The sequence below is a fragment of the Nonomuraea sp. NPDC003754 genome (genome assembly GCF_053605785.1).
Map to the genome: position 1 here is coordinate 59,939 of NZ_JBSGJX010000004.1, position 22,061 is coordinate 81,999.

19 protein-coding genes and 1 pseudogene are annotated in these 22,061 nt (G+C 70.7%); 7 read left to right on the forward strand and 13 right to left on the reverse strand.

Annotated elements, in window-relative coordinates; translation table 11 throughout:
• Nucleotides 1-44: 44 nt before the first annotated feature.
• The 3 genes from ACWEVS_RS06595 to ACWEVS_RS06605 all read left to right on the forward strand — a co-directional run bounded on the left by ACWEVS_RS06595 (nt 45) and on the right by ACWEVS_RS06605 (nt 2,859).
• Nucleotides 45-1,043 carry a TolB family protein gene (locus ACWEVS_RS06595; protein WP_452550287.1) on the forward strand — a complete coding sequence of 333 codons (999 nt, stop codon included), beginning with the start codon at nt 45-47 and terminating at the stop codon, nt 1,041-1,043.
• A gap of 18 nt (nt 1,044-1,061) precedes the next feature.
• Nucleotides 1,062-1,637: a pyridoxamine 5'-phosphate oxidase family protein gene (locus ACWEVS_RS06600; protein WP_449914962.1), complete on the forward strand. Its 576-nt coding sequence runs from the start codon at nt 1,062-1,064 to the stop codon at nt 1,635-1,637.
• 196 nt (nt 1,638-1,833) lie between these two features.
• The gene (locus ACWEVS_RS06605; protein WP_452550289.1) at nt 1,834-2,859 is read left to right on the forward strand and encodes a hypothetical protein; all 1,026 of its coding nucleotides are present in this window, start codon (nt 1,834-1,836) and stop codon (nt 2,857-2,859) included.
• Between the two features lie 26 nt (nt 2,860-2,885).
• Here the strand turns inward: ACWEVS_RS06605 and htpX are convergent, their stop codons facing one another.
• The 7 genes and pseudogenes from htpX to ACWEVS_RS06640 all read right to left on the reverse strand — a co-directional run bounded on the left by htpX (nt 2,886) and on the right by ACWEVS_RS06640 (nt 12,447).
• Complete coding sequence (gene htpX, locus ACWEVS_RS06610) at nt 2,886-3,737, reverse strand: zinc metalloprotease HtpX (RefSeq protein ID WP_452550290.1); 852 nt, start codon at nt 3,735-3,737, stop codon at nt 2,886-2,888.
• A 94-nt stretch (nt 3,738-3,831) separates the two neighbouring features.
• A complete protein-coding gene (locus tag ACWEVS_RS06615) occupies nt 3,832-5,601 on the reverse strand; it encodes an NADH-quinone oxidoreductase subunit N (RefSeq protein WP_452550292.1) in 1,770 nt (589 codons plus the stop codon).
• 124 nt (nt 5,602-5,725) lie between these two features.
• Nucleotides 5,726-7,453, reverse strand: a complete 1,728-nt coding sequence (locus tag ACWEVS_RS06620; RefSeq protein ID WP_452550294.1) for a complex I subunit 4 family protein — start codon at nt 7,451-7,453, stop codon at nt 5,726-5,728.
• A complete protein-coding gene (locus tag ACWEVS_RS06625; RefSeq protein ID WP_452550296.1) occupies nt 7,450-9,450 on the reverse strand; it encodes an NADH-quinone oxidoreductase subunit 5 family protein in 2,001 nt (666 codons plus the stop codon). The genes ACWEVS_RS06620 and ACWEVS_RS06625 overlap by 4 nt, the downstream gene beginning before the upstream one ends.
• 584 nt (nt 9,451-10,034) lie before the next feature.
• Nucleotides 10,035-10,316 (reverse strand): annotated as a pseudogene (gene nuoK, locus ACWEVS_RS06630) (NADH-quinone oxidoreductase subunit NuoK); the annotation flags it as partial.
• A complete protein-coding gene (locus tag ACWEVS_RS06635) occupies nt 10,316-10,885 on the reverse strand; it encodes an NADH-quinone oxidoreductase subunit J family protein (protein WP_449914977.1) in 570 nt (189 codons plus the stop codon). The gene ACWEVS_RS06635 and the pseudogene nuoK, both read right to left, overlap by 1 nt.
• Nucleotides 10,885-12,447: a 4Fe-4S binding protein gene (locus ACWEVS_RS06640; protein WP_452550299.1), complete on the reverse strand. Its 1,563-nt coding sequence runs from the start codon at nt 12,445-12,447 to the stop codon at nt 10,885-10,887. The genes ACWEVS_RS06635 and ACWEVS_RS06640 overlap by 1 nt, the downstream gene beginning before the upstream one ends.
• A gap of 211 nt (nt 12,448-12,658) precedes the next feature.
• On the opposite strand from ACWEVS_RS06640, the gene ACWEVS_RS06645 reads away from it, so the two are divergent.
• On the forward strand, nt 12,659-13,930 hold the full coding sequence (locus tag ACWEVS_RS06645; protein ID WP_452550300.1) for a serine/threonine-protein kinase: 1,272 nt from the start codon (nt 12,659-12,661) through the stop codon (nt 13,928-13,930).
• Here the strand turns inward: ACWEVS_RS06645 and ACWEVS_RS06650 are convergent.
• The 6 genes from ACWEVS_RS06650 to ACWEVS_RS06675 form a co-directional block, all read right to left on the reverse strand.
• A complete protein-coding gene (locus ACWEVS_RS06650) occupies nt 13,908-14,354 on the reverse strand; it encodes a DUF4407 domain-containing protein (RefSeq protein WP_452550491.1) in 447 nt (148 codons plus the stop codon). The genes ACWEVS_RS06645 and ACWEVS_RS06650 overlap by 23 nt on opposite strands.
• 175 nt (nt 14,355-14,529) lie before the next feature.
• Nucleotides 14,530-14,676 (reverse strand): hypothetical protein, encoded by a 147-nt coding sequence (locus tag ACWEVS_RS06655; RefSeq protein WP_449914985.1) that lies wholly within the window; start codon nt 14,674-14,676, stop codon nt 14,530-14,532.
• Nucleotides 14,673-15,626: an NADH-quinone oxidoreductase subunit NuoH gene (gene nuoH, locus ACWEVS_RS06660; RefSeq protein WP_354907632.1), complete on the reverse strand. Its 954-nt coding sequence runs from the start codon at nt 15,624-15,626 to the stop codon at nt 14,673-14,675. Before nuoH ends, ACWEVS_RS06655 begins: the two co-directional genes overlap by 4 nt.
• On the reverse strand, nt 15,619-16,215 hold the full coding sequence (locus tag ACWEVS_RS06665; RefSeq protein WP_452550302.1) for an NADH-quinone oxidoreductase subunit C: 597 nt from the start codon (nt 16,213-16,215) through the stop codon (nt 15,619-15,621). The genes nuoH and ACWEVS_RS06665 overlap by 8 nt, the downstream gene beginning before the upstream one ends.
• Nucleotides 16,212-16,736, reverse strand: coding sequence for an NADH-quinone oxidoreductase subunit B (locus tag ACWEVS_RS06670; RefSeq protein WP_449914990.1), 525 nt, complete (start codon nt 16,734-16,736; stop codon nt 16,212-16,214). Before ACWEVS_RS06670 ends, ACWEVS_RS06665 begins: the two co-directional genes overlap by 4 nt.
• 302 nt (nt 16,737-17,038) lie before the next feature.
• The gene (locus ACWEVS_RS06675; RefSeq protein WP_452550304.1) at nt 17,039-17,410 is read right to left on the reverse strand and encodes an NADH-quinone oxidoreductase subunit A; all 372 of its coding nucleotides are present in this window, start codon (nt 17,408-17,410) and stop codon (nt 17,039-17,041) included.
• An 87-nt stretch (nt 17,411-17,497) separates the two neighbouring features.
• On the opposite strand from ACWEVS_RS06675, the gene ACWEVS_RS06680 reads away from it, so the two are divergent.
• From ACWEVS_RS06680 to ACWEVS_RS06690, 3 genes are all read left to right on the forward strand, one after another.
• On the forward strand, nt 17,498-18,937 hold the full coding sequence (locus ACWEVS_RS06680) for a polysaccharide deacetylase family protein (protein ID WP_452550305.1): 1,440 nt from the start codon (nt 17,498-17,500) through the stop codon (nt 18,935-18,937).
• Nucleotides 18,938-19,172: 235 nt separating this feature from the next.
• Complete coding sequence (locus ACWEVS_RS06685) at nt 19,173-21,008, forward strand: 2-oxoacid:acceptor oxidoreductase subunit alpha (RefSeq protein WP_354907638.1); 1,836 nt, start codon at nt 19,173-19,175, stop codon at nt 21,006-21,008.
• Entirely contained in the window at nt 21,001-22,044 is a 1,044-nt protein-coding gene (locus tag ACWEVS_RS06690) for a 2-oxoacid:ferredoxin oxidoreductase subunit beta (RefSeq protein WP_449914999.1), read from the forward strand. The genes ACWEVS_RS06685 and ACWEVS_RS06690 overlap by 8 nt, the downstream gene beginning before the upstream one ends.
• The last annotated feature ends 17 nt before the right edge of the window (nt 22,045-22,061 follow it).

Sequence of the window (22,061 nt, forward strand, 5' to 3'; positions counted from 1 at the left end):
TTTCGCCGACCAGCCGCATCTACCTTGTGACGAAAGGAAGAAGGATGAACCGTACCCGCGGGTTCGCACTGCTCGCCGTGGCCACCGCCGCCTCGGTACTCATGGTCACGCCCGCCCAGGCGGCGGCGAAGAGCGAGGTCAGGTACGGGTGGGTCGCCGCCTGTGCCAAGAAGGACTACACCGTCCCGTGCGGCCCGTGGCATCTGGCGCTGGGCAACGGCAAGGACGTCCAGCTCAAGGACGCGGTCGTGCATCCCACCGTAGCGGGCGGGAAGATCGACAAGGAGGCGAGCGCGCCGGTCGCGATCAGCGGCGACGGCCGGCTCGTCGGCTACTTCCGCGCCGCCGACCGCAAGCTCGTCATCCGGGACCTGGCGTCCGGCTCGGTCAAGGCGCTGCCCGGCACGGCGGCACTGGCGCCCAAGAGCACCGGCATGCTGGGCGTGGACCCCACCTTCTCCCCCGACGGCCGCCGCCTCGTCATCGACTACTACGACGACCCCGGCAAGCTGCCCTCGCTCCTGGTCGACCTCAAGACGAACGCGATCCACAAGATCCCCGGCAGCGAGACCGTCCAGGGGTTCAGCCCCGACGGCTCGCACCTGCTGACCACCCGCGGCACCGACGACAACACCACGGAGCTGGCCGTCTACGACGAGTCGGGCACCGAGGTGCAGAGCAGGGTCGTGCCGCAGGTCGTGGCGAACAACGCGCCGATCGGGCTGGCCGACGACGGCGTCACGGTCGGATTGGTGATCGTCAGCCCGCAGACGAACGGCAAGACGCGGCTGCGCACCTACGACCTGTCCGCGGACGCGGTCTCCGACGCCGTCACCCTCCGCCTGCCCGCGGGCGAGTCGCCGAGCCGGCTGGTCTGGAACACCTCGGGCGACGTCACGCTCTGGACCGTCACGTCGGACGCCGAGGGCAACACCTCCAAGGCGATCAAGCGCGCGCTCAACCCGGAGACGGGGGCGACCTCCGTTCGCGACTCGTTCCGCATCAAGTCCGGTGTCTGGACGTGGTGGTTGCCCGGCGACTGACCCCAGTTATCGTGCCTTATGGGGAAAATCTACGAGAAGCTGACAGACCGGCTGCGTGAGTTCATCTCCGCGCAGCCGGTCTACTTCGTGGCCACCGCCCCCGAGTCCGGCGGCCACGTCAACGTCTCACCCAAGGGCTACGCCGACACCTTCGCCATCCTCGACGACCTGACCGTCGCCTACCTCGACCTCGACGGCTCCGGTGTCGAGACCATCGCCCACCTGCGCGAGAACGGCCGCGTCACGGTCATGTTCTGCGCCTTCCAGGGGCCGCCCAAGATTGTCCGCCTGTACGGCACCGGCCGCGTCGTCACCCACACCGACCCGGAGTTCCCCGGCCTGCTCACACGCTTCGGGCCGCATCCGGGCGTGCGGTCGATCATCGTGATCAGCTGTGACCGCATCTCCGACTCGTGCGGCTACGCCGTACCCTTCATGGCCTTCGAGGACGACCGCGCACTGCTCGACCAGTGGTCGGAACGCAAGGACGTGCAGCAGAAGCGCGCCTACCGCGCCAAGAACAACAGGGAGAGCATCGACGGGCTGCCCGCCCTGAATCCCGCGGAAACCGACCCCGTCACCACTCGCTCCTGACCTTCTTCGGCCCCTGGCCGGCGGCCGGCCACGCGCTGGGGCGCTTCCACCCGCCAGACTCCATCCCGCGCCCCCGCCTCTCGCTGTCCACCCGCTCCTGTACGCCTCCCCCCATCTCCCGTCTGACAGGCAGAACGCTGTTCGACGTGGCCGATAAGGTCATCCCTGGACTGGTCCGGTCGTTAGGGTGGCTGCCATGCTCGTCCCCCTCCTGGCCGCAGGCTCCCTCATCCTCGGCGGCACACCCGCCGCCCCGGAAGCCGCGGCCTGGAGGGTCCGGGAGCCTGCGATGTCCGGATCGCCGGCGACGCCGAGCCTGGCACCTGCGCGAGCTCAGCGGGCGGCCGTCCGCTATGCCGGGCTCGCCTCCTGTCCCGGTGCGAACGGCAAGCGGCGCGTCTGCAGCCCCTGGCGGCTGTGGTTGCGCGGCGGCAAGACGCTCGACCTGCCCGACGCGCAGGTCCGCTCCCTCGACGCCAGGGGACGCGAACAGGCCCTCCGGGCTCCCATCTCCGTCGACCCCTACGGCCGACATGTCGCCTATTTCGCCACCACCAATCACCGCCTGGTGGTCAGGAACGTCCCGTCAGGCAAGCGCACCCCCGTCCCCGGCCAGGCCGGCCGCCTGCCGTACGGCCTGCGCATGTCGGACGTCACCCTTCGGCTCGGCCCGCATGGTCGCTTCCTGGTCGTCGACCCCGTCCTCAGCAGCACCCAGCGCCCTCCCACCGTCATCGAGGTGGCCACCGGAAAGACGTGGCCCCTTCCCCCACCCGCCCGCGTCCAGGGATTCAGCCCCGACGGGCGACTGCTGCGGCTGGTGCTCGACATGAAGGAGACCGCCGTCTACCGTCCGGGCGCTGCCGTTCCGTCGGCGGGCGTTCCGTTGAAGGGATGGGGCGCCCTGGCTCCCGGCGGCGCGACGCTCGCCGCAGCCGCCCGCGAGGGCTCACACGTCTCGGTACGGTTCCACGACCCGGTACGGCACGACGGCCCCGCCGGCACGACGGAGCCGCGAACGCCGGTGCGAGTGAAGGTTCCCGCCGCGGAGCAGCCCCGGATGCTGACCTGGGACTCCTCGACGCGGCTCACCCTGCTGACCTTCGCCGAGCCACGCACCTACGTCGCGCGGTCGATCGACCTGCGGGACGCGTCGGCACGCCTGGTGGACCGCTTCACGCTCAGCCGGGACACCTGGGACGTCCACCTGGCCGGCGACTGACCCACGAGGCCGCCGCACGCCGAGGTTCAGCGGCGGTAGCCCGCCATCCGCTCCAGCCGGGCGACCCGCTCGGCCGTGGACGGGTGAGTGGAGAACATCCGCCCCAGCCCGCTCCCGCTGAACGGGTTGGCGATCATCATGTGCGACGCCGACGTCAACCGGCTGTTCTCCGGCAGCGGCAACCGCCTGACCCCCATCTCGATCTTGCGCAGGGCTGACGCCAGCGCGAGCGGGTCGCCGGTCAGCCGCGCCCCCGACTCGTCGGCGTGGAACTCTCGCGTCCGCGCGACCGCCATGTGCACCATGCCCGCCGCCACGGGCCCGAGCAGCATCATGAGCAGCGCCCCGAGGAAGCCCGGCCCCTCGTCGTCGTCCGACCCGCCGAAGAACACCGCCACGTAGCTCAGCCAGGTGATCATCGTGGCCAGCGCTCCGGCCACGGACGAGATCAGGATGTCCCGGTTGTAGACGTGTGACAGCTCGTGCCCGATCACCCCGCGCAACTCGCGCTCGTCGAGCAACTGTGTCAACCCGTAGGTCACGCACACCACCGCGTTACGCGGATTGCGTCCGGTCGCGAAGGCGTTGGGCTGGAGCGTCGGCGAGATGTACAGCCGCGGCATCGGTTGCCTGGCCTCGGTGGACAGCTCGCGCACGATCCGGTACAGGGTCGGCTGCTCGACCTCGCTCAACGGTCTGGCCCGCATGGCCGACAGTGCGATCCGGTCCGAGAAGAAGTAGGCGACCCCGCTACCGGCCAGCGCGAGCAGGACCGCCAGCTGGACGCCTGTGCCGCCGCCCAGCCATGCCCCCACCGCGATCATCGACGCGGAGAGCAGCCCCAGCAGGAGGGCCGTACGCAGACCGTTGTGATGCAAGGGTTCCCCCCTTCCGAGGTGTGGGCTCACCTGTACCAACGTCGATGCCCACGCCGAGCGTTCCCGATCGCCGTGACCTGTGGGAATGGAGTGGTTACAGTGCGGCTACATCGAGGACCAGCTGGGGCGCGACGGAGAACAGCACCGCCACCGCGAACGTCACGCCGATCGCCACCCACACGGCCGCCGGCTGACCCGTACGGCGCTGGGCGTCGCCGGTCGGCTCGGCCGCGGGGGCGAACAGACGCGCGGTCCACACGATGTAGTAGTAGAGGCCGATGACCGTGTTGACGGCCATGACCACGGCCAGCCAGCCGAGACCGCCGTTGACGATCTCACGGAAGACGACGACCTTGGCGAACAGGCCCGCGAGGCCAGGGGGCAGGCCGGCCAGGCAGATCAGGCTGAACGCCAGCGCCAGCGCGGCCGCCGGGCGCCTGAACACCAGCCCGCGGTAGTCGTCGATCTCGTTGCCGGGGCTGGTCCTGGACACCAGCATGACCACCGCGAACGCCCCGAGGTTCATGGCCGCGTAGAACACCAGGTACGCCACCGACGCCCCGGCCGCCAGCCCGCCGTTCCTCGCCACCGTGATCACCGCGAGCGGCGCGAGGATGTAACCGGACTGCGCGACGGAGGACCACGCCAGCAGCCGTACGGCGGAGCGCTGCCGCATCGCCAGGAGGTTGCCCACCGTCATCGTGAGCGCCGAGACGATGGCGACGATGGGCGCCCAGGTCCGCGTCTGCCCGTGCAGCGCGCTCGTCAGGACGAGGATGAGCCCCGCGAACCCCGCCGCCTTGGAGACGACCGAGAGCAGCGCGGCCACGGGGATCGGCGCGCCCTGGTAGACGTCGCCCGCCCAGGAGTGGAACGGCACAGCGGCGATCTTGAAGGCGAACCCCGCCACCACGAGCACCACTCCGACGGTCACCACCATGGGCAGGCCCGTGGTGATCTCCAGCGCCGAGGCGTAGCCGGCGGCGGATCCCTGCTGTGCGGCGGGCACCGCGCCGCCCACGACGGCTGACATGTGCACGCCGTCCAGAGCCCCGCCCAGACCTGCCCCGCCCAACGCCCCATTCGGGCCGGACCCGCCCGACACCGCCCACAAGCCGGACCCGCCCGACACTGGCCTCAGGCCGGACCCGCCCGACACCGCCCACAAGCCGGACCCGCCCAACGCCCCGCCCGGGGCGGACCCGCCCGACGCCGCCCTCAGGGCGGATGCGCCCAACGCCTCGCCCAGGCGCGACAGGTGGACGGTGCCGCTCATGCCGTAGAGCAAGGAGACGCCGAACAGCATGATCGCCGTGGACACCACGGAGACCAGGAAGAGCTTGACCGCGGCCTCGGAGGCCCTGCCGTCGTAGCGTTTGAGCGCTGTCAGCGCGAAGACCGGCAGCGAGACCAGCTCGAGGGCGACGACCAGCATGATCAGATCACGCGAGGCGGGCAGGGTGGCGGCGCCGACGAGCGTGCAGAGCAGCAGGAAGTACCACTCCCCGACCGGGATGCGGCCACCCGCCAGCTCGGTCATCGACAGCAGCACGACCACCGCTCCGGCGACGAGCGCCAGCCCCGCCAGGACGAGCGTGAACGTGTCGACCACGAACGAGCAGGCCGGAGGACCCTGGCCCGCCAGGTCCGGTGGGACGCAGAACGTCCGCAGGGTTCGGCCCCCCACCGCCTGCGCCACGACGAACCCGAGCGCGACCGCGACACCGGTGAGGGACACGACTCCGAGCGCCGTCCGGACCGCCGCCGAGTGCGGCAGGAAAGCGTCGAGCAGCAGCACCAACCCCGCGACCACGGTCAGGACCAGCGGCGGCGCGATGGCGAAGTAGTCGATCGTCTGGATCATGACGCCACCGCCCTCCGCTGCCGAGCCCAGCGGAACCTGCTCACCCGTGCAAGCGTGGGAAGCACGAGCGCCTGGCGAGCAGAGGAGATCGCAGCCGCCTGGCCGGCAGGAGGAGACAGGGCGGTCATGGCGTGCCTCCCAGCAGCATCTGGACGGCGGGCGTGGTCAGCGCCAGGAGCGCCTTCGGCCAGAGCCCGAAGACAAGAGTCAGCACGACGAGCGGCACCCACGCCACGAACTCGTATCCCCGCACGTCGAGCCCGCTGCGGTCGAGCGTGGCGACGGCCGCGCCCTGGTCGCCTTCCCGTGCCTCGGCCCCGCTCCGGTCCGGCGCGGAGACAGCCGTGTCTTCGCCGCCGGGCCCGCCCCTGGCGAGTCGTGCCATGTCGGGGCCGCCCCGCTCGCCTTGCGCCGCGACCAGTTCGCCGTGGTCGTCTCGCGCGACGTCAGGGCCGCCCTGGTCGAACGGGGCGGCGGCGAGTGCCTGGTCACCCTGTGGGCGCACCTCCGCCGGCTGCCCGTGCGTGACCCGGGACAGCATGGTGAGGAAGTACGCGGCGGTCAGCACCGCGCCGATCCCGCCGATCGCCATGTACGCCAGGAAGAGCGGCCTGGGCAGCCCGGGTGCCGGTTGGAAGGCACCCAGGAGCGCCAGCATCTCGCCCCAGAACCCGGCCAGCCCCGGCAGCCCGAGCGAGGCGATGGACGCGAAGGTGAGCAGCGAGCCCAGGTGGCGGTAGCGGGCCAGCATGCCGCCGCCGAGGGTGGGCATGTCGGCCGTGCCGTACCTTTCCTTGACGGCACCGGCCAGGAAGAACAGCAGGCCGGTGATCAGGCCGTGGGCGACGTTGGCGAACAGGGCGCCGTTGATGCCGACGGTGGTCAGCGTGGCGAAGCCGAGCAGGACGAAGCCCATGTGGCCGATGGAGGAGTAGGCGATCATCCGTTTGAGGTCGCTCTGGGCGAGACAGGCCAGCGCGCCGTAGACGATGCCGACGACGGCGAAGGCGCCCAGCCACGGGGCGACGGTGGCGGCGCCCTCGGGCAGGACGGGGATGGCGATCCTGGCGAAGCCGTACGTGCCCATCTTGAGCAGCACACCCGCCAGCAACACCGAGCCGACGGTCGGCGCCTCGGTGTGCGCGTCGGGGAGCCAGGTGTGCAGGGGCCACATCGGGGTCTTGACCGCCAGGCCGAGGCCGATCGCGACGAAGGCGAGCACCTGTACCGAGCGCGACAGTCCGGCGCCGTGCGCCTGGGTCAGGGCCACGATGTCGAGCGTGCCGGTCTGCGTCCAGATCAGCAGCAGGCCGAGCAGCAGCACGACCGACCCGAGCAGGGTGTAGAGGATGAACTTGATCGCTGCGGCGCGGCGCCCCTGACCGCCCCAGATGGCGATCACGAAGTACATCGGGATGAGCACGACCTCGAAGAACACGAAGAACAGCAGCAGGTCGAGCGCGAGGAACGTGCCGAGCATGCCGACTTCGAGGACGAGCAGGGTGAACAGCAGGGCCCTGGGGCGCGCGGGCAGGTGGCCGGGGCTCCAGCACAGGTAGACGAAGCAGAGGAACGTCAGGAGCGCGGTGAGGACGACGAGTGACAGGGAGATGCCGTCGACTCCCAGGTGGAAGCGCAGGCCGAGGCCGGGGATCCAGGGCAGGTCGACGGTGAACTGGGGCCGCGCCGCCTGGCCGTACGCGAAGGTCGCCGCGAGCATGACCGCGAGCGCGAGAGTGAGACCCGAGACGGCGAGGCCGATGGGCCGGAGACGGCCCGCCGCGGCGGGCACGAGCAGGACGCCGGCGCCGAGCAGCGGCACCGCGAGCAGCGCGACGGGCAGCCAGGTCATCCGAGCACCACCGCCCCCACCGCGATCAGCAGGACGCCCGCGAGGACGCCGCTGACGTAGAGCTGCACGTTGCCGTTCTGCGCCAGGCGCAGCAGGCCGGAGGCTCCCTGCGTGGTACGGCCCGAGCCGCGCACCGCGCCGTCGACCACCCTGTCGTCGGTCCGCACCACCAGCCCGGCCAGCGCCAGGACAGGCCGGACGAACAGCGCGTTGTAGACGGTGTCGAGGTAGAAGGCCCGTTCGGCCGGCACCCGGAGCGGGCCGAGGATCTTGGCGGGATCGGCCAGCGGGTCGCCGCGCCACACCGCGTAGACGATGCCGGCGCCCAGCAGCGCGAGCGCGACGCTGATGGCCGCGGTGCCCCAGCTGAGGTGGCCGGCGCCGAGGAAACCAAGCCCCAGGGCGGGGACGGCGAGCACCACCACAGGGCCGAGCATGGAGGGCGGCGCCTCGCGGGTGTCGACGACGTGGGCGGTGCCGGGCTGCGGTTCGGGCAGGGCCAGCGACCGTTCCCGGCCGAAGAAGGTGCGCAGCCATGCGCGGGTGGCGTAGGCGCCGGTGACGGCGACCGTCGCCAGCGCGCACGCGTAGAGGAGCAGGCCGGCGGCGTCGGTGAGCGTGCCGGCGCCGACCGCGTGCTCGACGGCGGCCAGCACGCCGTCCTTGCTGAAGAAACCGCTGGTCGGCGGCAGGCCCATGAGCGCGGCGAAGCCGATCGTCATGGCGACGAACGTGACGCGCAGCTCGCGCCGGAGGCCGCCCATCTGGCTCATCAGGTTGGAGCCGACGTGGTGGATGACCGCGCCCGCGCACAGGAACAACAGCGCCTTGAACGCTCCGTGAGTGAGCAGGTGGAAGATCGCCGCGGTGTCGGACCCCGCGGCGAGCGCGGCGGCCATGAAGGCGAGCTGGCTGATGGTGGAGTAGGCCAGCACGCGTTTGAGGTCGTCATGGGCGAGGGCGGCCAGCGCCGCTCCGAGCATGCCGAGCGCGGCGAGCACGGCCAGGACGTCGAGCGTTGGCGGCGCGGCGAGGAACACCGGGAAGAGCCGGGCGACCAGGAAGATCCCGGCCGCGACCATCGTGGCGGCGTGGATGAGCGCGCTGATCGGCGTCGGGCCCGCCATCGCGTCGGGCAGCCAGGTGTGCAGCGGCACCTGCGCGCTCTTGCCCGCGACCCCCGCCAGCAGCAGCATCGTCGCGGTGACGACGGTGGCGGTCGGCAACTCGGGCACCTTCGCGATCACGTCGTCGATCCTGAAGCTGCCCGCCGACAGGCCGAGGACGAAGATGCCGAACAGGAAACCCACGTCGCCGAGCCGGGTGACCAGGAAGGCCTTGACCGCGGCTCTGGAGTTGGCGCGCTCCTCCCACCAGTGGCCGATCAGCAGGTAGGAGCAGAGCCCCATGATCTCCCAGCCGACGTAGAGGACGAGCAGGTCGCCAGCGTAGACGACCAGCAGCATGGCGCTGGTGAACAGGCTGATGAACGCGCTGTAGGACGGGTAGCGGGGGTCGTCCTTCAGGTAGCCGATCGAGTAGATCTGGACGGCGAGCGCGACGATCGTGACCAGGACGGCGACGATCGAGGAGAGCTGGTCGGCCTGCAGGGTCAGCGCGATGGGGACCCCGCCGGTCTCGATCGTGCCGTACGTGGCGCCCGCGCGGGCGGTCTGGCCCTGGGCCGGCTCGGCGGCCAGGCGGTGGAAGAAGGCGAACCCCTGGCCTGCCGCCAGCCAGAACGCCAGCACCGCGGCGGCGGTGGCCGGGACCACCGCGAACCGCGCGGCCCTGCGGTTGGCCTTGGCGTCGGCGCTTTCCAGCGCGGGGTGGACGGCCGAGCCGTACGGCAGATCATGGCCGGACACCGCCTGTGGCGCGCCGGTGCGCGGGATGTGGCCCCGCGGCCAGCGGGACAGCAGCAGGCCGGCGGCGGCCGCCAGGAACGGCAGGACAATGATGATCGCCGGGAAGGAGTCGACGTAGCTGCGGCTCACTGGGCTCTCCCTCGGCTCGCACGCTCTCCTGGCCTGGGGGCACCTGGTGCACCGTCGCCTGTGGCCGGCGCGCCTTCGCCACCCTCCGGGACACCTTCGCCGCTTTCCGGGACCCCTTCGTCACGCGACGGGACCCCTTCGCCACCCGGCGGGACACCTTCGCCGCCCTCCGGAGGCGCCGCGCGGCCCTCCCGTGCCGGGTTTTCCTGGCTCTGCGCCGCCTGGCTCGGGGCCTCCTGGCTCGGCGCCTCCTGGCTCTGCGCCGCCTGGCTCGGGGCCTCCTGGCTCGGCGCCTCCTGGCTCTGCGCCGTCTGGCTCGGGGCCTCCTGGTTCTGCGCCACCTGGCTCGGGGCCTCCTGGCTCAAGCTCACCTGACCTGGGCCCTCCTGGCCTGGGCCCTCCTCGCCCGGGCCCTCCTGACCCGGGCCCTGCTGACCCGAACTCGCCTGACGCGAACTCACCTGACCCGAGCTCACCTGACGCGAGCTCACCTGGTCCTGGCCCTCCTGGACCGGGTGCGGTGGGGACGGACTCGGGGTGGTGAGGCTCGCGACGGCGTCGAGTTCGGACAGGTCGCGGAGCCGGTCGAGGTCGACGGTCTTGCGGTTACGGTAGACCGCCAGGACGATGGCCAGCCCGACGCCGAGCTCGGCGGCGGCGATCACGATGACGAACAGTGTGAGCACCTGTCCGCCATGGAGCCGGTCGCGCAGCCAGACGTCGAAGGCGACCAGGTTGAGGTTGACCGCGTTGAGCATCAGCTCGACCGACATCAGCACCAGGATGGTGTTGCGGCGGGCGAGCACGCCGTACACACCGATGGAGAAGAGCAGCGCGGAGACGACGGCCGGGTAGACGATGTGCACTACTTCCCCCTGCTCTCGGCGGTCGGGGGCGTGTCGTCCGGTCTGATGTCGGTGCGCGAGATCACGATGGCGCCGACCAACGCGGCGAGCAGCAGGACCGAGAGCGCCTCGAACGGCAGCACCCACGTGCGGAAGACGCTCGCGCCGAGCTCTCCCGCCGCACCGCCGCCGGGCTCGAGCGGGGTGTAGGCGTGGCGGAAGCCGTCGATGACCACCGCGACCAGCACGCCCGCCGTCGCCAGCGCGACCACGGCGGCCACGATTCTGTTGCCGCTGTCGAGATCGGCCGACCTGCCGATGGGTGCACGAGTGAGCATGATGCCGAACAGCAGCAGCACCACGACCGCGCCGACGTAGATGAGCACCTGCACCCACGCGACGAACTCGGCGGTCAGCACGAGGTAGCACCCGGCGAGCGCGCCGAAGGAGACCACGAGCCAGAGGGCGGCATGGACGAGTTGCCTGGTGGTCACGACGAGCAGTGCGGATCCGACCGCCACCGCACCCAGGAGCAGGAAGACGATTTCTTGCCCTGTGGGGGACAGGTAGGAAGGCACCGCCGCGGTCACTAGTCCTCCTCGGGCTCCTGTGTCTCGTGACGCTTCAGCCCGCCCGGCGGACGGATGGAACGCGGATCGACCATCCGTCGCCTGCGCGGCTCGGTGGCAGCAGTCTGCTCCGCCGATTCCGGCGGCGACGACGACGCGCCGGAACCTGTGGAAAACTCTTCGTCCGGCGAGCGGCCTGTGGATGAACCTGTTTGCGGGGGCTGCGGCGGGGCGGGCAGCGCTCCGGGCGGGCGGATGCCGCGCACGTTGCTCATCCGGGCGGAACGGGGACGTGCCTCGCGCTGGGTCTGTCCGGCTGCGGGCGCCGCCCCGGGCTGCTGGCTCTCACCGCTCCTGTCCTCGCCGGTCCGGCCCTGGGCCCGGTCCGTGGCGTCTTGCCCCGTCTGTTCGGCGCCGCGCGTCCCGCCTGCCGCGGTCTCGGACGTGCGCGCCGCGCTCTCCTCGGCCTCGAACGTGCTCGTCCCGCTCTCCGCGGTCTCGGGCGTACTCGCCGCGCTCTTCTCGGCCTCGAACGTGCTCGTCCCGCTCTCCGCGGCCTCGGGCGCGCCCAACCTGCGCGGTGGCGCGGTTTCGGGCGTGCCGGAACCCGGCGCAGCTTCTGGCTCGCCTGACCTGTCCCGGGCGGTCTCGCCCACGTCTGATGCGTCCGACGCACGCCCGGGCGCGCCGGACGTTTCCGGTGCGGCCTCCGACGTGCCGGGCCTGTCTTCTCCGGTCTCCGGCGTGATGCCGGTCTCCCCGAGCTGGACTCCCGGTGCGGCCTCCGACGTGCCGGATGTTGCTGGTGCGGCCTCTCGCGGGCCCGATGCTTCCGGTGCGACGCCGGCCGCTCCTCCAGCCGTGCGCCCGGCGGCACCGGTCACTTCCGCTGGTCCTCCGGGTCGGTGTGCGGAGGTCTCGCCCGGCGTCGTCTCGGCTCGGGCCGTCGCCGCGCGTTCGGCAGGCGTCTCGGCCGGTGCCGTTCCTTCCGCACGGCCGCGCGCCGTCGCCCTCTCCCCCGTACGGCCGGCCGCAGCCCGCCCGGCTCCCTCGCCACGAGCCGGAGCCCGACCGGCTCCCTCGCCACGGGCTGGAGCAGCGCCCTCCCCCGTACGGCCGGGCGCGCCGCCCGCCGTACGGGTCGGCCGGACGGTCGCCGCGAGCTCCTTGGGCGGCTCGGCTCCCACCTCGTGTGCGGGAGGCGGCGGCACGGCCTGCGTCCACTCCCGCAGCCTGTCCTTCTCGTGCAGGAGGTTCCTGATGTCCCCCTCGGCGTACTCGAACTCCGGCGCCCAGAACAGCGCGTCGAACGGGCACACCTCGATGCAGATCCCGCAGTACATGCACAGCGCGAAGTCGATCGCGAACCTGTCGAGCACGTTGCGCTGCCTGGGCCTGCCGCCCTCGGGCGCGGGCAGTGTCTCCTTGTGCGAATCGATGTAGATGCACCAGTCGGGACACTCGCGGGCGCACAGCATGCAGGAGGTGCAGTTCTCCTCCACCAGCGCGATGACACCGCGGCTACGGGCGGGCAGCTCCGGCCGGACCTCGGGATACTGCTGGGTCACGGACCTGCGCAGCATGTGGCGAAGGGTGACCGAAAGCCCCTTCACCAGCCCTACTCCAGGTATCCGTGCCATGATTCAACATCATGACGCACTATGCGTCGCAGGTGAATCCATCAGCCTGTTGTCCCCAAGGTTTTCCACAGTCATCCACAGGATACGTGCGGGTTATCCACAGCCGCCGTCCACACCCCTGCTTATGTCGCCGCTACCCGATACTCTCTCGCCCATGCCGCACCCCCGCCCCCACCAACCCAGCGCCGGAGCCTGGACGGCCGCCGTCGCCTGGGCCGTGGTCCCGTTGCTCACGTGCGGCCTGGCCACGCCGTTCACCATCGGGTTCGCGGCGTTCTGGCTGCAGAGCAAGTGGCTCGTCATCTCCGCCGCCCTGTACGGCGCCTGCGTCAGCGCGTTCATGATCGTCGTGTGGAGCTACGACGACATCTCGCACGCGCCCGACTGGCTGTTCGGGCTCGTCGGGCTGTGCCTGATGGCGAGCTGGATCGGCGGAGTTATCCACAGCGGCATCCTCGTCCCCCTGATGGCGAGAGGGCGGTCCGGATCCGCCCCTGCGCCCACGCCCCCGGCCGGCACCATGCCCGGCCACCTGCCCAGCCGCATGCCCGGCTCCATCCCCGGCCCCCCGCCCGGCTCCATGCCCGGCACCATGCGTCCTCGGCCGCTGCCCGTGCACGACCGCGCCACCCACCCCACAGGCCACGCGCGGCGCACGGGCGAGCCCGAGTGGATCGGCCACTATCGCGTGCTGCGCCTCCTCGGCCGCGGCGGCCAGGGCGCGGTCTACCTCGCCGCCGCGCCCAACGGCACCCGGGTGGCCGTCAAGGTGCTCCACGATCTGGGCGACGAGCACGCGCGCAGCCGGTTCGCCCGCGAGGTCGACGCCGCCCGCAGGGTCGCCACGTTCTCCACAGCCAGGCTGCTCGACGTCAGCATCGCCCCTGACCTGGCCTACACAGTGAGCGAGTACGTGGCGGGGCCCTCGCTCGAGCAGCTCGTCCGCGACCGGGGGCCGCGCGACGAGGACAGCCTGACCAGGCTCGCGCTGGCCACGTCCGGGGCGCTGGCGGCCATCCACAAGGCGGGGGTCGTCCACCGCGACTTCAAGCCCAGCAACGTCCTGATCGGCTCCGACGGCCCCCGCGTGATCGACTTCGGGATCGCGCGCTCGCTCGACCACTCCACGATGACCGGCAAGATGGCGGGCACTCCGCCGTACATGTCGCCCGAGCAGCTGTCCGGCACGCCCGTCGGCCCGCCGTCCGACGTCTTCAGCTGGGCGGTGACGATGACCTTCGCGGCGACGGGGCGTCCCGCGTTCGGCGAGGACACCGTGCCGGCCGTCTTCAACCGGGTGCTCAACCTGCACCCCGACCTGTCGCCGCTCCCGCCGTCGTTACGCGGCGTGGTGGGGCCCGCGCTGGCCAAGTCGCCCTCGGAGCGCCCCACCGCCGCCGAGATCATGCTGGCCATCGTCCAGTGACCCTGGCCTGCTTCGCCTGCTTGGCCAACTGGTCCATGCGTGCCCTGAGCTCGGCCTCCCTGCGCGCGGCCGAGAGCCGCACCTCGTGGTCGCTGTCCTCGATCGCGTGCCGTACCCGCAGTTCTTCCTTGTGCAGCCGGATCTCGCCGTCTCCCGTTCGCAGCCGTTCGTTGAGCCGCAGGTCGTTGTCGTGGAGGCGCTCCTTGCTCTCGCGCTGGGCGGCGAGCCGCCGATCGTAGGCGCTGGGCTTGCTGATCAGCTTGGTGAGCACCGGAAAGCAGTCGATGACGATCAGCAGGCCGGCCAGCACCAGGTGCGCCCAGAAGACCGCCCAGTTGGCGGCGGTCAGGCTGCTCAGCGCGCGGAACTGCTCCAGCAGCCCGTCGTCCGCGCCAGTAACCGTTGCCCAGCCGGCCGGTGAAATCCTGGCCGGCGCCCGTGCTGAGGCACTCCTTGCCCTCCAGCGCGCCTACGAGGTTTCCAGCTTCCTGAGCCCGGCCACTTCCTTCTGCCGCTGGTCCCGCTGCGCGATGGTGGCTTCGAGCGTCCGGGTGTCGGCCCACGGGACATCGAGCTTGAACTCGTCGCAGCCGGTGGAGCTAATGGTCCCAGCCCGGATCCGGCACGCCCTGGTGGATGAGCACGTCCCCCGGCCGGCGCATTCTCGCCGGGGCCAGCGCGAGGAGTTCGGCGCCCACGTCGACGGCCAGCCGATCCATCAGCGTGCCCGACGGCCACACGGTCATCCCGCGGCGACCTTGACGACACCCGTGATCGCCAGCTGCAGCAGGGCGAGCGGGACCAGTCCCACCCAGGCGAGGCGCTGCAACTGGTCCTCCCGGAGCCGGGGGAAGCTGACCCGCAGCCAGATCACCAGGAACGCCAGCGCGAACACCTTGAGGAAGGTCCACACCACGCCGGGCAGCAGCGGGCCGTGCCAGCCGCCCAGGAACAGCACCGTCGTGAGGAGGCACAGGACCACGATGCCGACGTACTCGGACAGCATGAACAGGGCGAACCGCATGCCTGTGTACTCGGTCATCGGACCCATGATGATCTCGGACTCGGCGATGGGCATGTCGAACGGCGGGCGGCGCAGCTCGGCGAGTCCGGCGAGGAAGAAGACCACCCCGCCGATCGCCTGCCAGGGCAGCCACCACCACTGCCATGCCTCGACGATGCCGTGCAGGGAAAGCGTGCCCGCCGCCATGGCCACGGACGACGCCGACAGGACCAGGGGGAGCTCGTAGGACATGAGCTGGGCGGCCGCGCGCATCCCGCCGAGCACCGAGTACTTGTTGGCCGAGGCCCACCCGGCCATGATCGCGCCGAGCACGCCGATGCCCATGACCGCGAGGACGTAGAACAGGCCGAGGTCGAGGTCCACGGCGACGAGGCCGGGGCCGATGGGGATGACGATCAGGACGAGCAGGTAGGGGACGAGCGCGACGCCCGGCGCGATCTGGAAGACGCGCCGGTCGGCGGCGGCGGGGATGACGTCCTCTTTCTGGGCGAACTTGACGCCGTCGGCGATGAGCTGGGCCCAGCCGTGGAAGCCGCCGGCGTACATGGGGCCGAGGCGTGACTGCATGTGGGCCATGACCTTGTGCTCGGTCTGGCCGACGATCAGCGGCAGGAGCAGGAAGACGAGCAGGATGACGACGAAGCTCAGGACGATGTCGAGGACTTCACCCATCAGGCTCCTCCACGGGCGCGGGTGGTGCGGGAGACGACGGTCGGGGTGGCTGGGCGGCGGGGGCGGTGCCCGCCCAGTCGGCGGGTACGCCGGGCGGGAGCGTCTTGCGGCGGCTCGGTGCGCCGTGGCCGGACTCGCCCGGCTCCTTGGCCCCTGGCCAGGACTTGGCGACCCTCGCCGCCAGCACGAAGTCCTTCCGCAGCGGATGCCCTTCGAAGCCGTCGGGCAGCAGCAGCGGCACCAGGTAGGGGTGCTCCTCGAAGACCACCCCGAACATCTCGAACGTCTCCCGCTCGTGCCAGTTGGCTCCCCGGTACACGCCGACAGCGGACGGCAGGCGCGGGTCGGCACGGGAGACCGTCGTCCGCAACAGCAGCCGGTCGCGCGTGGACGGGTTGTAGACGTGCGCGACGATCCCGAACGCGTCCGGCGGTTCGTCCACGCCGGTCAGCCAGTCGAAGAACTCGTAGCCGGTGTCCCGGCAGAAGGTCAGCAGCTCGATCCAGTCGGCCGGGGCCACGTCGACGGTGCGCTCGCCCCACGACTCGCTGAGCCGCGCCCGGTCCCCGAAATGCGCGCTGAGCGTCACGCGTCCTCCTGGCCGGGAAGGGACAGGACGTAACGGTCGCCGAGCCGTTCCGCCGCGATCTTCTCCTGGAGCTTCATGATGCCGTGCAGCAGCGCCTCCGGCCTGGGCGGGCAGCCGGGGACGTAGACGTCGACGGGAATGATCTGGTCGACTCCCTTGGTCACGCAGTAGGAGTCCCAGTACGGGCCGCCGGTGTTGGAGCAGGCGCCGAAGGAGATGACGTACTTGGGGTCGGGCATCTGCTCGTAGAGGCGCTTGACGGCGGGGGCCATCTTGTCGGTGACGGTCCCGGAGACGATCATGAGGTCCGCCTGCCGGGGGCCGTTCGCGAACGGGATCACGCCGAAGCGGATGAAGTCGTGCCTGCTCATCGAGGTGGCGATGAACTCGATCGCGCAGCACGCCAGCCCGAAGTTGAAGACCCACAGGGAGTAGCGCCGTCCCCAGTTGAGCACGAAGCGCATCGGCTTCGGCGCCAGCCGGGAGACCGGCCCCACAGTCGGCATCGGAAGATCGGCCATGTCGCCATTCTCCAACGCCTGGTGCCGGAGGAGTAGAGGGGCACCGCCACATCTCGGCCGGACCCGGCCGGACACGCTGTCCGATTGTTCGGCGGGCCGACCATCGAAAGGACACGTCGGCGATCACCCGGCTCAATGGTTTGGATACTCGCCCATCGAAATGCCAAGGGAGCGCCAAATATGAGGCCGCCGACACCACGCTCCGTCGCGACCGCCGCGGCGGGGTGTCCCTTGATCGTCACGGGCCCGCCGGCGACGGGCCGATCTCCCGGGAGGCCGACACCGGCGCGCCCGCAAGGAGGTCACGTCCAGGTGAGCACGCGCTTGCGCCAGGCGTAGACGATGCCGAGCGCGATGAACCCCAGGAACACGAACATCTCGACCAGCGTGGTCATCCCGTAGCCGGGAGCGGCGAAGACCGTCGCCCACGGGAAGAGGAACACCGCGTCGACGGCGAACACCACATACAGGTAGGTGAAGACGTAGTAGCGGACCTGCGACTGCGCCCACCCCTCGCCGACGGGGTCGACGCCGCACTCGTAGGTGGTGAGCTTGTCGGCCGTCGGCCGGGAGGAGCGCAGCAGGCGGTTGGCCATGAGGGCGCCGGCCACGATGGCCACGCCGATGACGAACAGCGCGAAGACCAGCGCGTAGGAGCCGAAGTAGCCACCCATGTGCCGATCGTAACCCCGGCCAAAGCCTCTGTCCTCTTACTATCAAATCGGGGCAAAAGGGGTATATGCCCCCTTAGCCTGACCTGCATGCATAAAAGGCGATTCTTCGGAGGAATCGCGCTTATCGCGGTCGCCGCCAGCGGCTGCGGAATGGCCACCGCCTCCCCCGAGCGGGAACTGCGCGTCCCCGCCGAACCCACCATGATCAGCTTTGTCGACCCTTCCGAGGTCCCAGGTCTGACAACCAGGACACTCACCCACGGCGACGCGGGTGACCGGGATGTGTACATCGCCTATCCCGAGCTCAAGGACACGCCCGGCCTCAACGCCAGACTCCGCTCGCTGGCCGAGAGCCGGATGAGCCGCTTCGCGCGGGTCTCGGCCGCCGCGCCCCCGCAGCCGCGCGCCGAGCTCAACACCGACTGGCAGCTGACCGCCGCCACCCGCGACGTCGTCGGCGTGCGCCTGCGCACCGGCGAGTTCGCCGGGGCCAGCTGGGCCAACTCGCTCCGAACGGTTTGGTACGACAGGGTCAGCGACAAGGTCGTCGAGTCTCCCGACCTGGTGACGGCGCTGCCCCCGCTGGCGACGCTCGTCCGGGCCGAGCTGAAGAAACGCGCCGCCGAACTCGACTACGACGCGGTGGGCGCCGACCGGGAGCTGTTCGACTCGATGGCCTTCAACAGCCAGGGCGATCTCGTCGTCGAGTTCGACGACTACCAGGTGGGGCCGGGCGCGCTGGGCCGGGTGGCCGTGGCCCTACCGAAGAAGCGGGTGGAACCGCTGCTGTCGCCGACCGGCTGGCGGGCGCTGGCGGCCGCGAAGGACGCCGTTCCGTCACCCGCGGTCAGCGGGGCCTCCGTCAAGAGCCCGCCTGCCGTGAGCTCGAAGGCCGACAGCGTCGACTGCGCCAAGACCAAGTGCGTCGCCCTGACGTTCGACGACGGGCCGGGGCCCGCCACGCGGCAGCTGCTGGAGACGCTGGACAGGTACGGCGCGAGAGCCACGTTCTTCACGGTGGGCACCAACGTCGCGGCCAACCCGGGGCTGGTCGGCCTCATGCGCGAGAAGGGCCACCTGGTCGGCAACCACACGTGGTCGCACCACGACCTGACCAAGCTGTCGAGCAGCAAGGTCACCAACGCCTTCGCCAGGGCGCAGAGCGCGATCAGCGTCCAGATGGGGCAGACGCCCACCCTCGCCCGCGCGCCGTACGGGGCGGTGAGCGAGGAGGTCAAGAACGCCGCCCGCCGGATGGGCCTCTCGCTGGTCTCCTGGGACGTCGACACGAATGACGCGAACGGCGCCGACGCCGCGCAGGTGGTACGGCACGCCGTCTCAGGCGCGCATCCCGGGGCGATCGTCCTCATGCACGACGGCCAGGACACGGCGGTCCAGGCCCTGCCGGAGATCCTGCGGCAGCTGACCGCGCAGGGCTACGCGTTCGTCACGGTCCCCGAGCTGTACGACGCGCCCGGAATGGCGCCTGGCCGCGTCTACTCCTCGGGTAAGCAGCCCCTGACGTAGGTAAGCCTTCGTGGGCGCATATAGTTAGGCAGCGTGAACCGAACCGTCCTCTTCGCCCGCCTGCACATCGACCTGTGCCGGCTCGCGGCAGGGCTGTGTCGTCCTAGTCGTTCTCTCGCGTCTGCCTGATTTCACCGCGTTTACCCGTGATGCTCCTCACGGAAACGTGTGACCCCCGAGGACTTAGCATGGAATTTGAGAACGTGCCACGAGCGCAGTCGAGGAGGACTTCGCTGTGACCAAGCAGGTTCAGCAACTCGACAGAGTGATCATCCGGTTCGCCGGCGACTCCGGCGACGGGATGCAGCTCACCGGCGACCGTTTCACGGCCGGAACGGCGGAGTTCGGCAACGACCTGTCCACTCTGCCCAACTTCCCCGCCGAGATCCGGGCACCCGCAGGAACGCTCCCCGGCGTGTCGAGCTTCCAGCTCCACTTCGCGGACCACGACATCCTGACGCCGGGTGACGCGCCGAACGTCCTCGTTGCCATGAACCCGGCGGCGCTGAAGGCCAACCTGGGCGACCTGCCCAGGGGCGCCGACATCATCGCCAACACCGACGAGTTCACCAAGCGCAACCTGCAGAAGGTCGGCTACGACGCCAACCCGCTCGAGGACGGCTCGCTCAGCGAGTGGCGCGTCCACGCGATGCCGCTGACCTCGCTCACGGTGAAGGCGCTCGAGAACTTCGACCTGTCGAAGAAGGACGCCGAGCGTTCCAAGAACATGTTCGCGCTCGGGCTGCTGAGCTGGCTCTACCACCGGCCCACCGAGCACACGATCACCTTCCTCGAGCAGAAGTTCGCCAAGAAGCCCGAGATCGCCAAGGCCAACATCGCGGCCTTCCAGGCCGGCTGGAACTACGGGGAGACCACCGAGTCGTTCTCGGTCTCCTACGAGGTCAAGCCCGCCAAGCTGGAGCCGGGCGTCTACCGCAACATCTCGGGCAACCAGGCGCTGGCCTACGGCCTGATCGCGGCCGGCGTGCAGGCGAAGCTGCCGCTGTTCCTCGGCTCCTACCCGATCACCCCGGCCAGCGACATCCTCCACGAGCTGTCCAAGCACAAGCGTTTCGGCGTGCGCACCTTCCAGGCGGAGGACGAGATCGCCGGTGTCGGCGCCGCGCTCGGCGCCGCCTTCGGCGGTGCGCTCGGCGTGACGACCACCAGCGGTCCCGGCGTGGCGCTGAAGGCCGAGACGGTCGGCCTGGCGGTCATGACCGAGCTGCCGCTGATCCTCGTCGACGTGCAGCGCGCGGGCCCCTCGACGGGCATGCCGACCAAGACCGAGCAGACCGACCTGCTGATGGCCATGTTCGGCCGCAACGGCGAGTCGCCGGTGCCGATCGTGGCGCCCTCCTCGCCGAGCGACTGCTTCGACGCCGCGATCGAGGCGGCGCGGATCGCGCTGAAGTACCGCACGCCCGTCTACCTGCTGTCCGACGGCTACCTGGCCAACGGCTCGGAGCCGTGGCGGCTGCCCGACATCGCCGACCTGCCGGACATCTCCACGACGTTCGCCACGGCGACGGACGAGGAGTTCCAGCCCTACCGGCGCGACAGCGAGACGCTGGCCCGCCCGTGGGCGATTCCCGGCACGGCCGGCCTCGAGCACCGCATCGGCGGCATCGAGAAGTCCGACGGCTCGGGCAACATCTCCTACGACCCCAACAACCACGACCGCATGGTCAGGCTCCGCCAGGCCAAGATCGACGGCATCGACGTGCCCGACCTCGAGGTCGACGACCCGACGGGCGACGCCAAGGTGCTGGTCATCGGCTGGGGCTCGACCTACGGGCCCATCGCCGCGGCCGTGCGCCGGATCAGGAAGGACGGCGGCAAGGTCGCGCAGGCGCACCTGCGGCACCTCAACCCGCTGCCCGCCAACACCGGCGACGTGCTCAAGAGCTACGACAAGGTGCTCCTGCCGGAGATCAACCTCGGCCAGCTGGCGCTGCTGCTGCGCGCGCGCTTCCTTGTCGACATCATCAGCTACAACCGCGTGCGCGGGCTCCCGTTCAAGGCCGAGGAGCTGGCCGGAGTCATCCAGGACGTGATCGACAGTGAGTGAACTCGTCAACGGCAAGGGGCTGGCCCTGATCCCCAAGGCGGAGGGGAAGCAGACCCTGAAGGACTTCAAGTCCGACCAGGAGGTCCGCTGGTGCCCCGGCTGCGGCGACTACGCCATCCTGGCCGCGGTGCAGAGCTTCCTGCCCGAGCTGGGGCTGCGGCGCGAGAACATCGTGTTCGTCTCCGGCATCGGCTGCTCCAGCCGCTTCCCGTACTACCTCAACACCTACGGCTTCCACTCCATCCACGGCCGGGCGCCGGCGATCGCGACGGGGCTCGCGGCCAGCAGGCCCGACCTGAGCGTGTGGGTGGTCACGGGTGACGGCGACGCGCTGTCGATCGGCGGCAACCATCTCATCCACGCGCTGCGCCGTAACGTCAACCTCAACATCCTGCTGTTCAACAACAGGATCTACGGTCTGACCAAGGGCCAGTACTCCCCCACCTCCGAGATCGGCAAGATCACCAAGTCGACGCCCATGGGCTCGCTGGACAAGCCGTTCAACCCGATCTCGCTGGCGCTGGGCGCCGAGGCGTCGTTCGTGGCCCGCACGATCGACTCCGACCGCAAGCACCTGCAGTCGGTGCTGCGCGAGGCCACCGCCCACCGGGGCACGTCGCTGGTGGAGATCTACCAGAACTGCAACATCTTCAACGACAACGCCTTCGAGCCGCTCAAGGACCCCGAGGTCCGCGACGACATCACGCTGCGCCTGGAGCACGGCCAGCCGATCGTCAGCGCCACCAAGGCCGTCGTCAGGAACGACGGCGGCGGCATCGAGGTGGTGCCGCTGGCCGAGGCGGGCGACCGCGTGCTGGTGCACGACGCGCACAACCCCGACCCGTCGGTGGCGTTCGCGCTGTCGCGCCTGGACGATCCGGCCTTCGAGCACGTGCCGATCGGCATCTTCCGGCAGGTCGACCGGCCGGCCTACGACACCCTGATGGCCGGCCAGCTGGAGGAGGCCGTGGCGCAGAAGGGCCCCGGCGACCTCAGCGACCTGCTCATGGGCGGCGACACCTGGCGCATCAGCTGACCTGACGGGGCGGGCGG

Bases quoted from the DNA above. Each gene is read 5' to 3' on its own strand.
- ACWEVS_RS06595 (WP_452550287.1), top strand. From the start codon at position 45: ATGAACCGTACCCGCGGGTTCGCACTGCTCGCCGTGGCCACCGCCGCC.
- ACWEVS_RS06600 (WP_449914962.1), top strand. From the start codon at position 1,062: ATGGGGAAAATCTACGAGAAGCTGACAGACCGGCTGCGTGAGTTCATC.
- ACWEVS_RS06605 (WP_452550289.1), top strand. From the start codon at position 1,834: ATGCTCGTCCCCCTCCTGGCCGCAGGCTCCCTCATCCTCGGCGGCACA.
- ACWEVS_RS06615 (WP_452550292.1), bottom strand. From the start codon at position 5,601: ATGATCCAGACGATCGACTACTTCGCCATCGCGCCGCCGCTGGTCCTG.
- ACWEVS_RS06620 (WP_452550294.1), bottom strand. From the start codon at position 7,453: ATGACCTGGCTGCCCGTCGCGCTGCTCGCGGTGCCGCTGCTCGGCGCC.
- ACWEVS_RS06640 (WP_452550299.1), bottom strand. From the start codon at position 12,447: ATGCTGCGCAGGTCCGTGACCCAGCAGTATCCCGAGGTCCGGCCGGAG.
- ACWEVS_RS06645 (WP_452550300.1), top strand. From the start codon at position 12,659: ATGCCGCACCCCCGCCCCCACCAACCCAGCGCCGGAGCCTGGACGGCC.
- ACWEVS_RS06655 (WP_449914985.1), bottom strand. From the start codon at position 14,676: ATGACCGTGTGGCCGTCGGGCACGCTGATGGATCGGCTGGCCGTCGAC.
- nuoH (WP_354907632.1), bottom strand. From the start codon at position 15,626: ATGGGTGAAGTCCTCGACATCGTCCTGAGCTTCGTCGTCATCCTGCTC.
- ACWEVS_RS06670 (WP_449914990.1), bottom strand. From the start codon at position 16,736: ATGGCCGATCTTCCGATGCCGACTGTGGGGCCGGTCTCCCGGCTGGCG.
- ACWEVS_RS06675 (WP_452550304.1), bottom strand. From the start codon at position 17,410: ATGGGTGGCTACTTCGGCTCCTACGCGCTGGTCTTCGCGCTGTTCGTC.
- ACWEVS_RS06680 (WP_452550305.1), top strand. From the start codon at position 17,498: ATGCATAAAAGGCGATTCTTCGGAGGAATCGCGCTTATCGCGGTCGCC.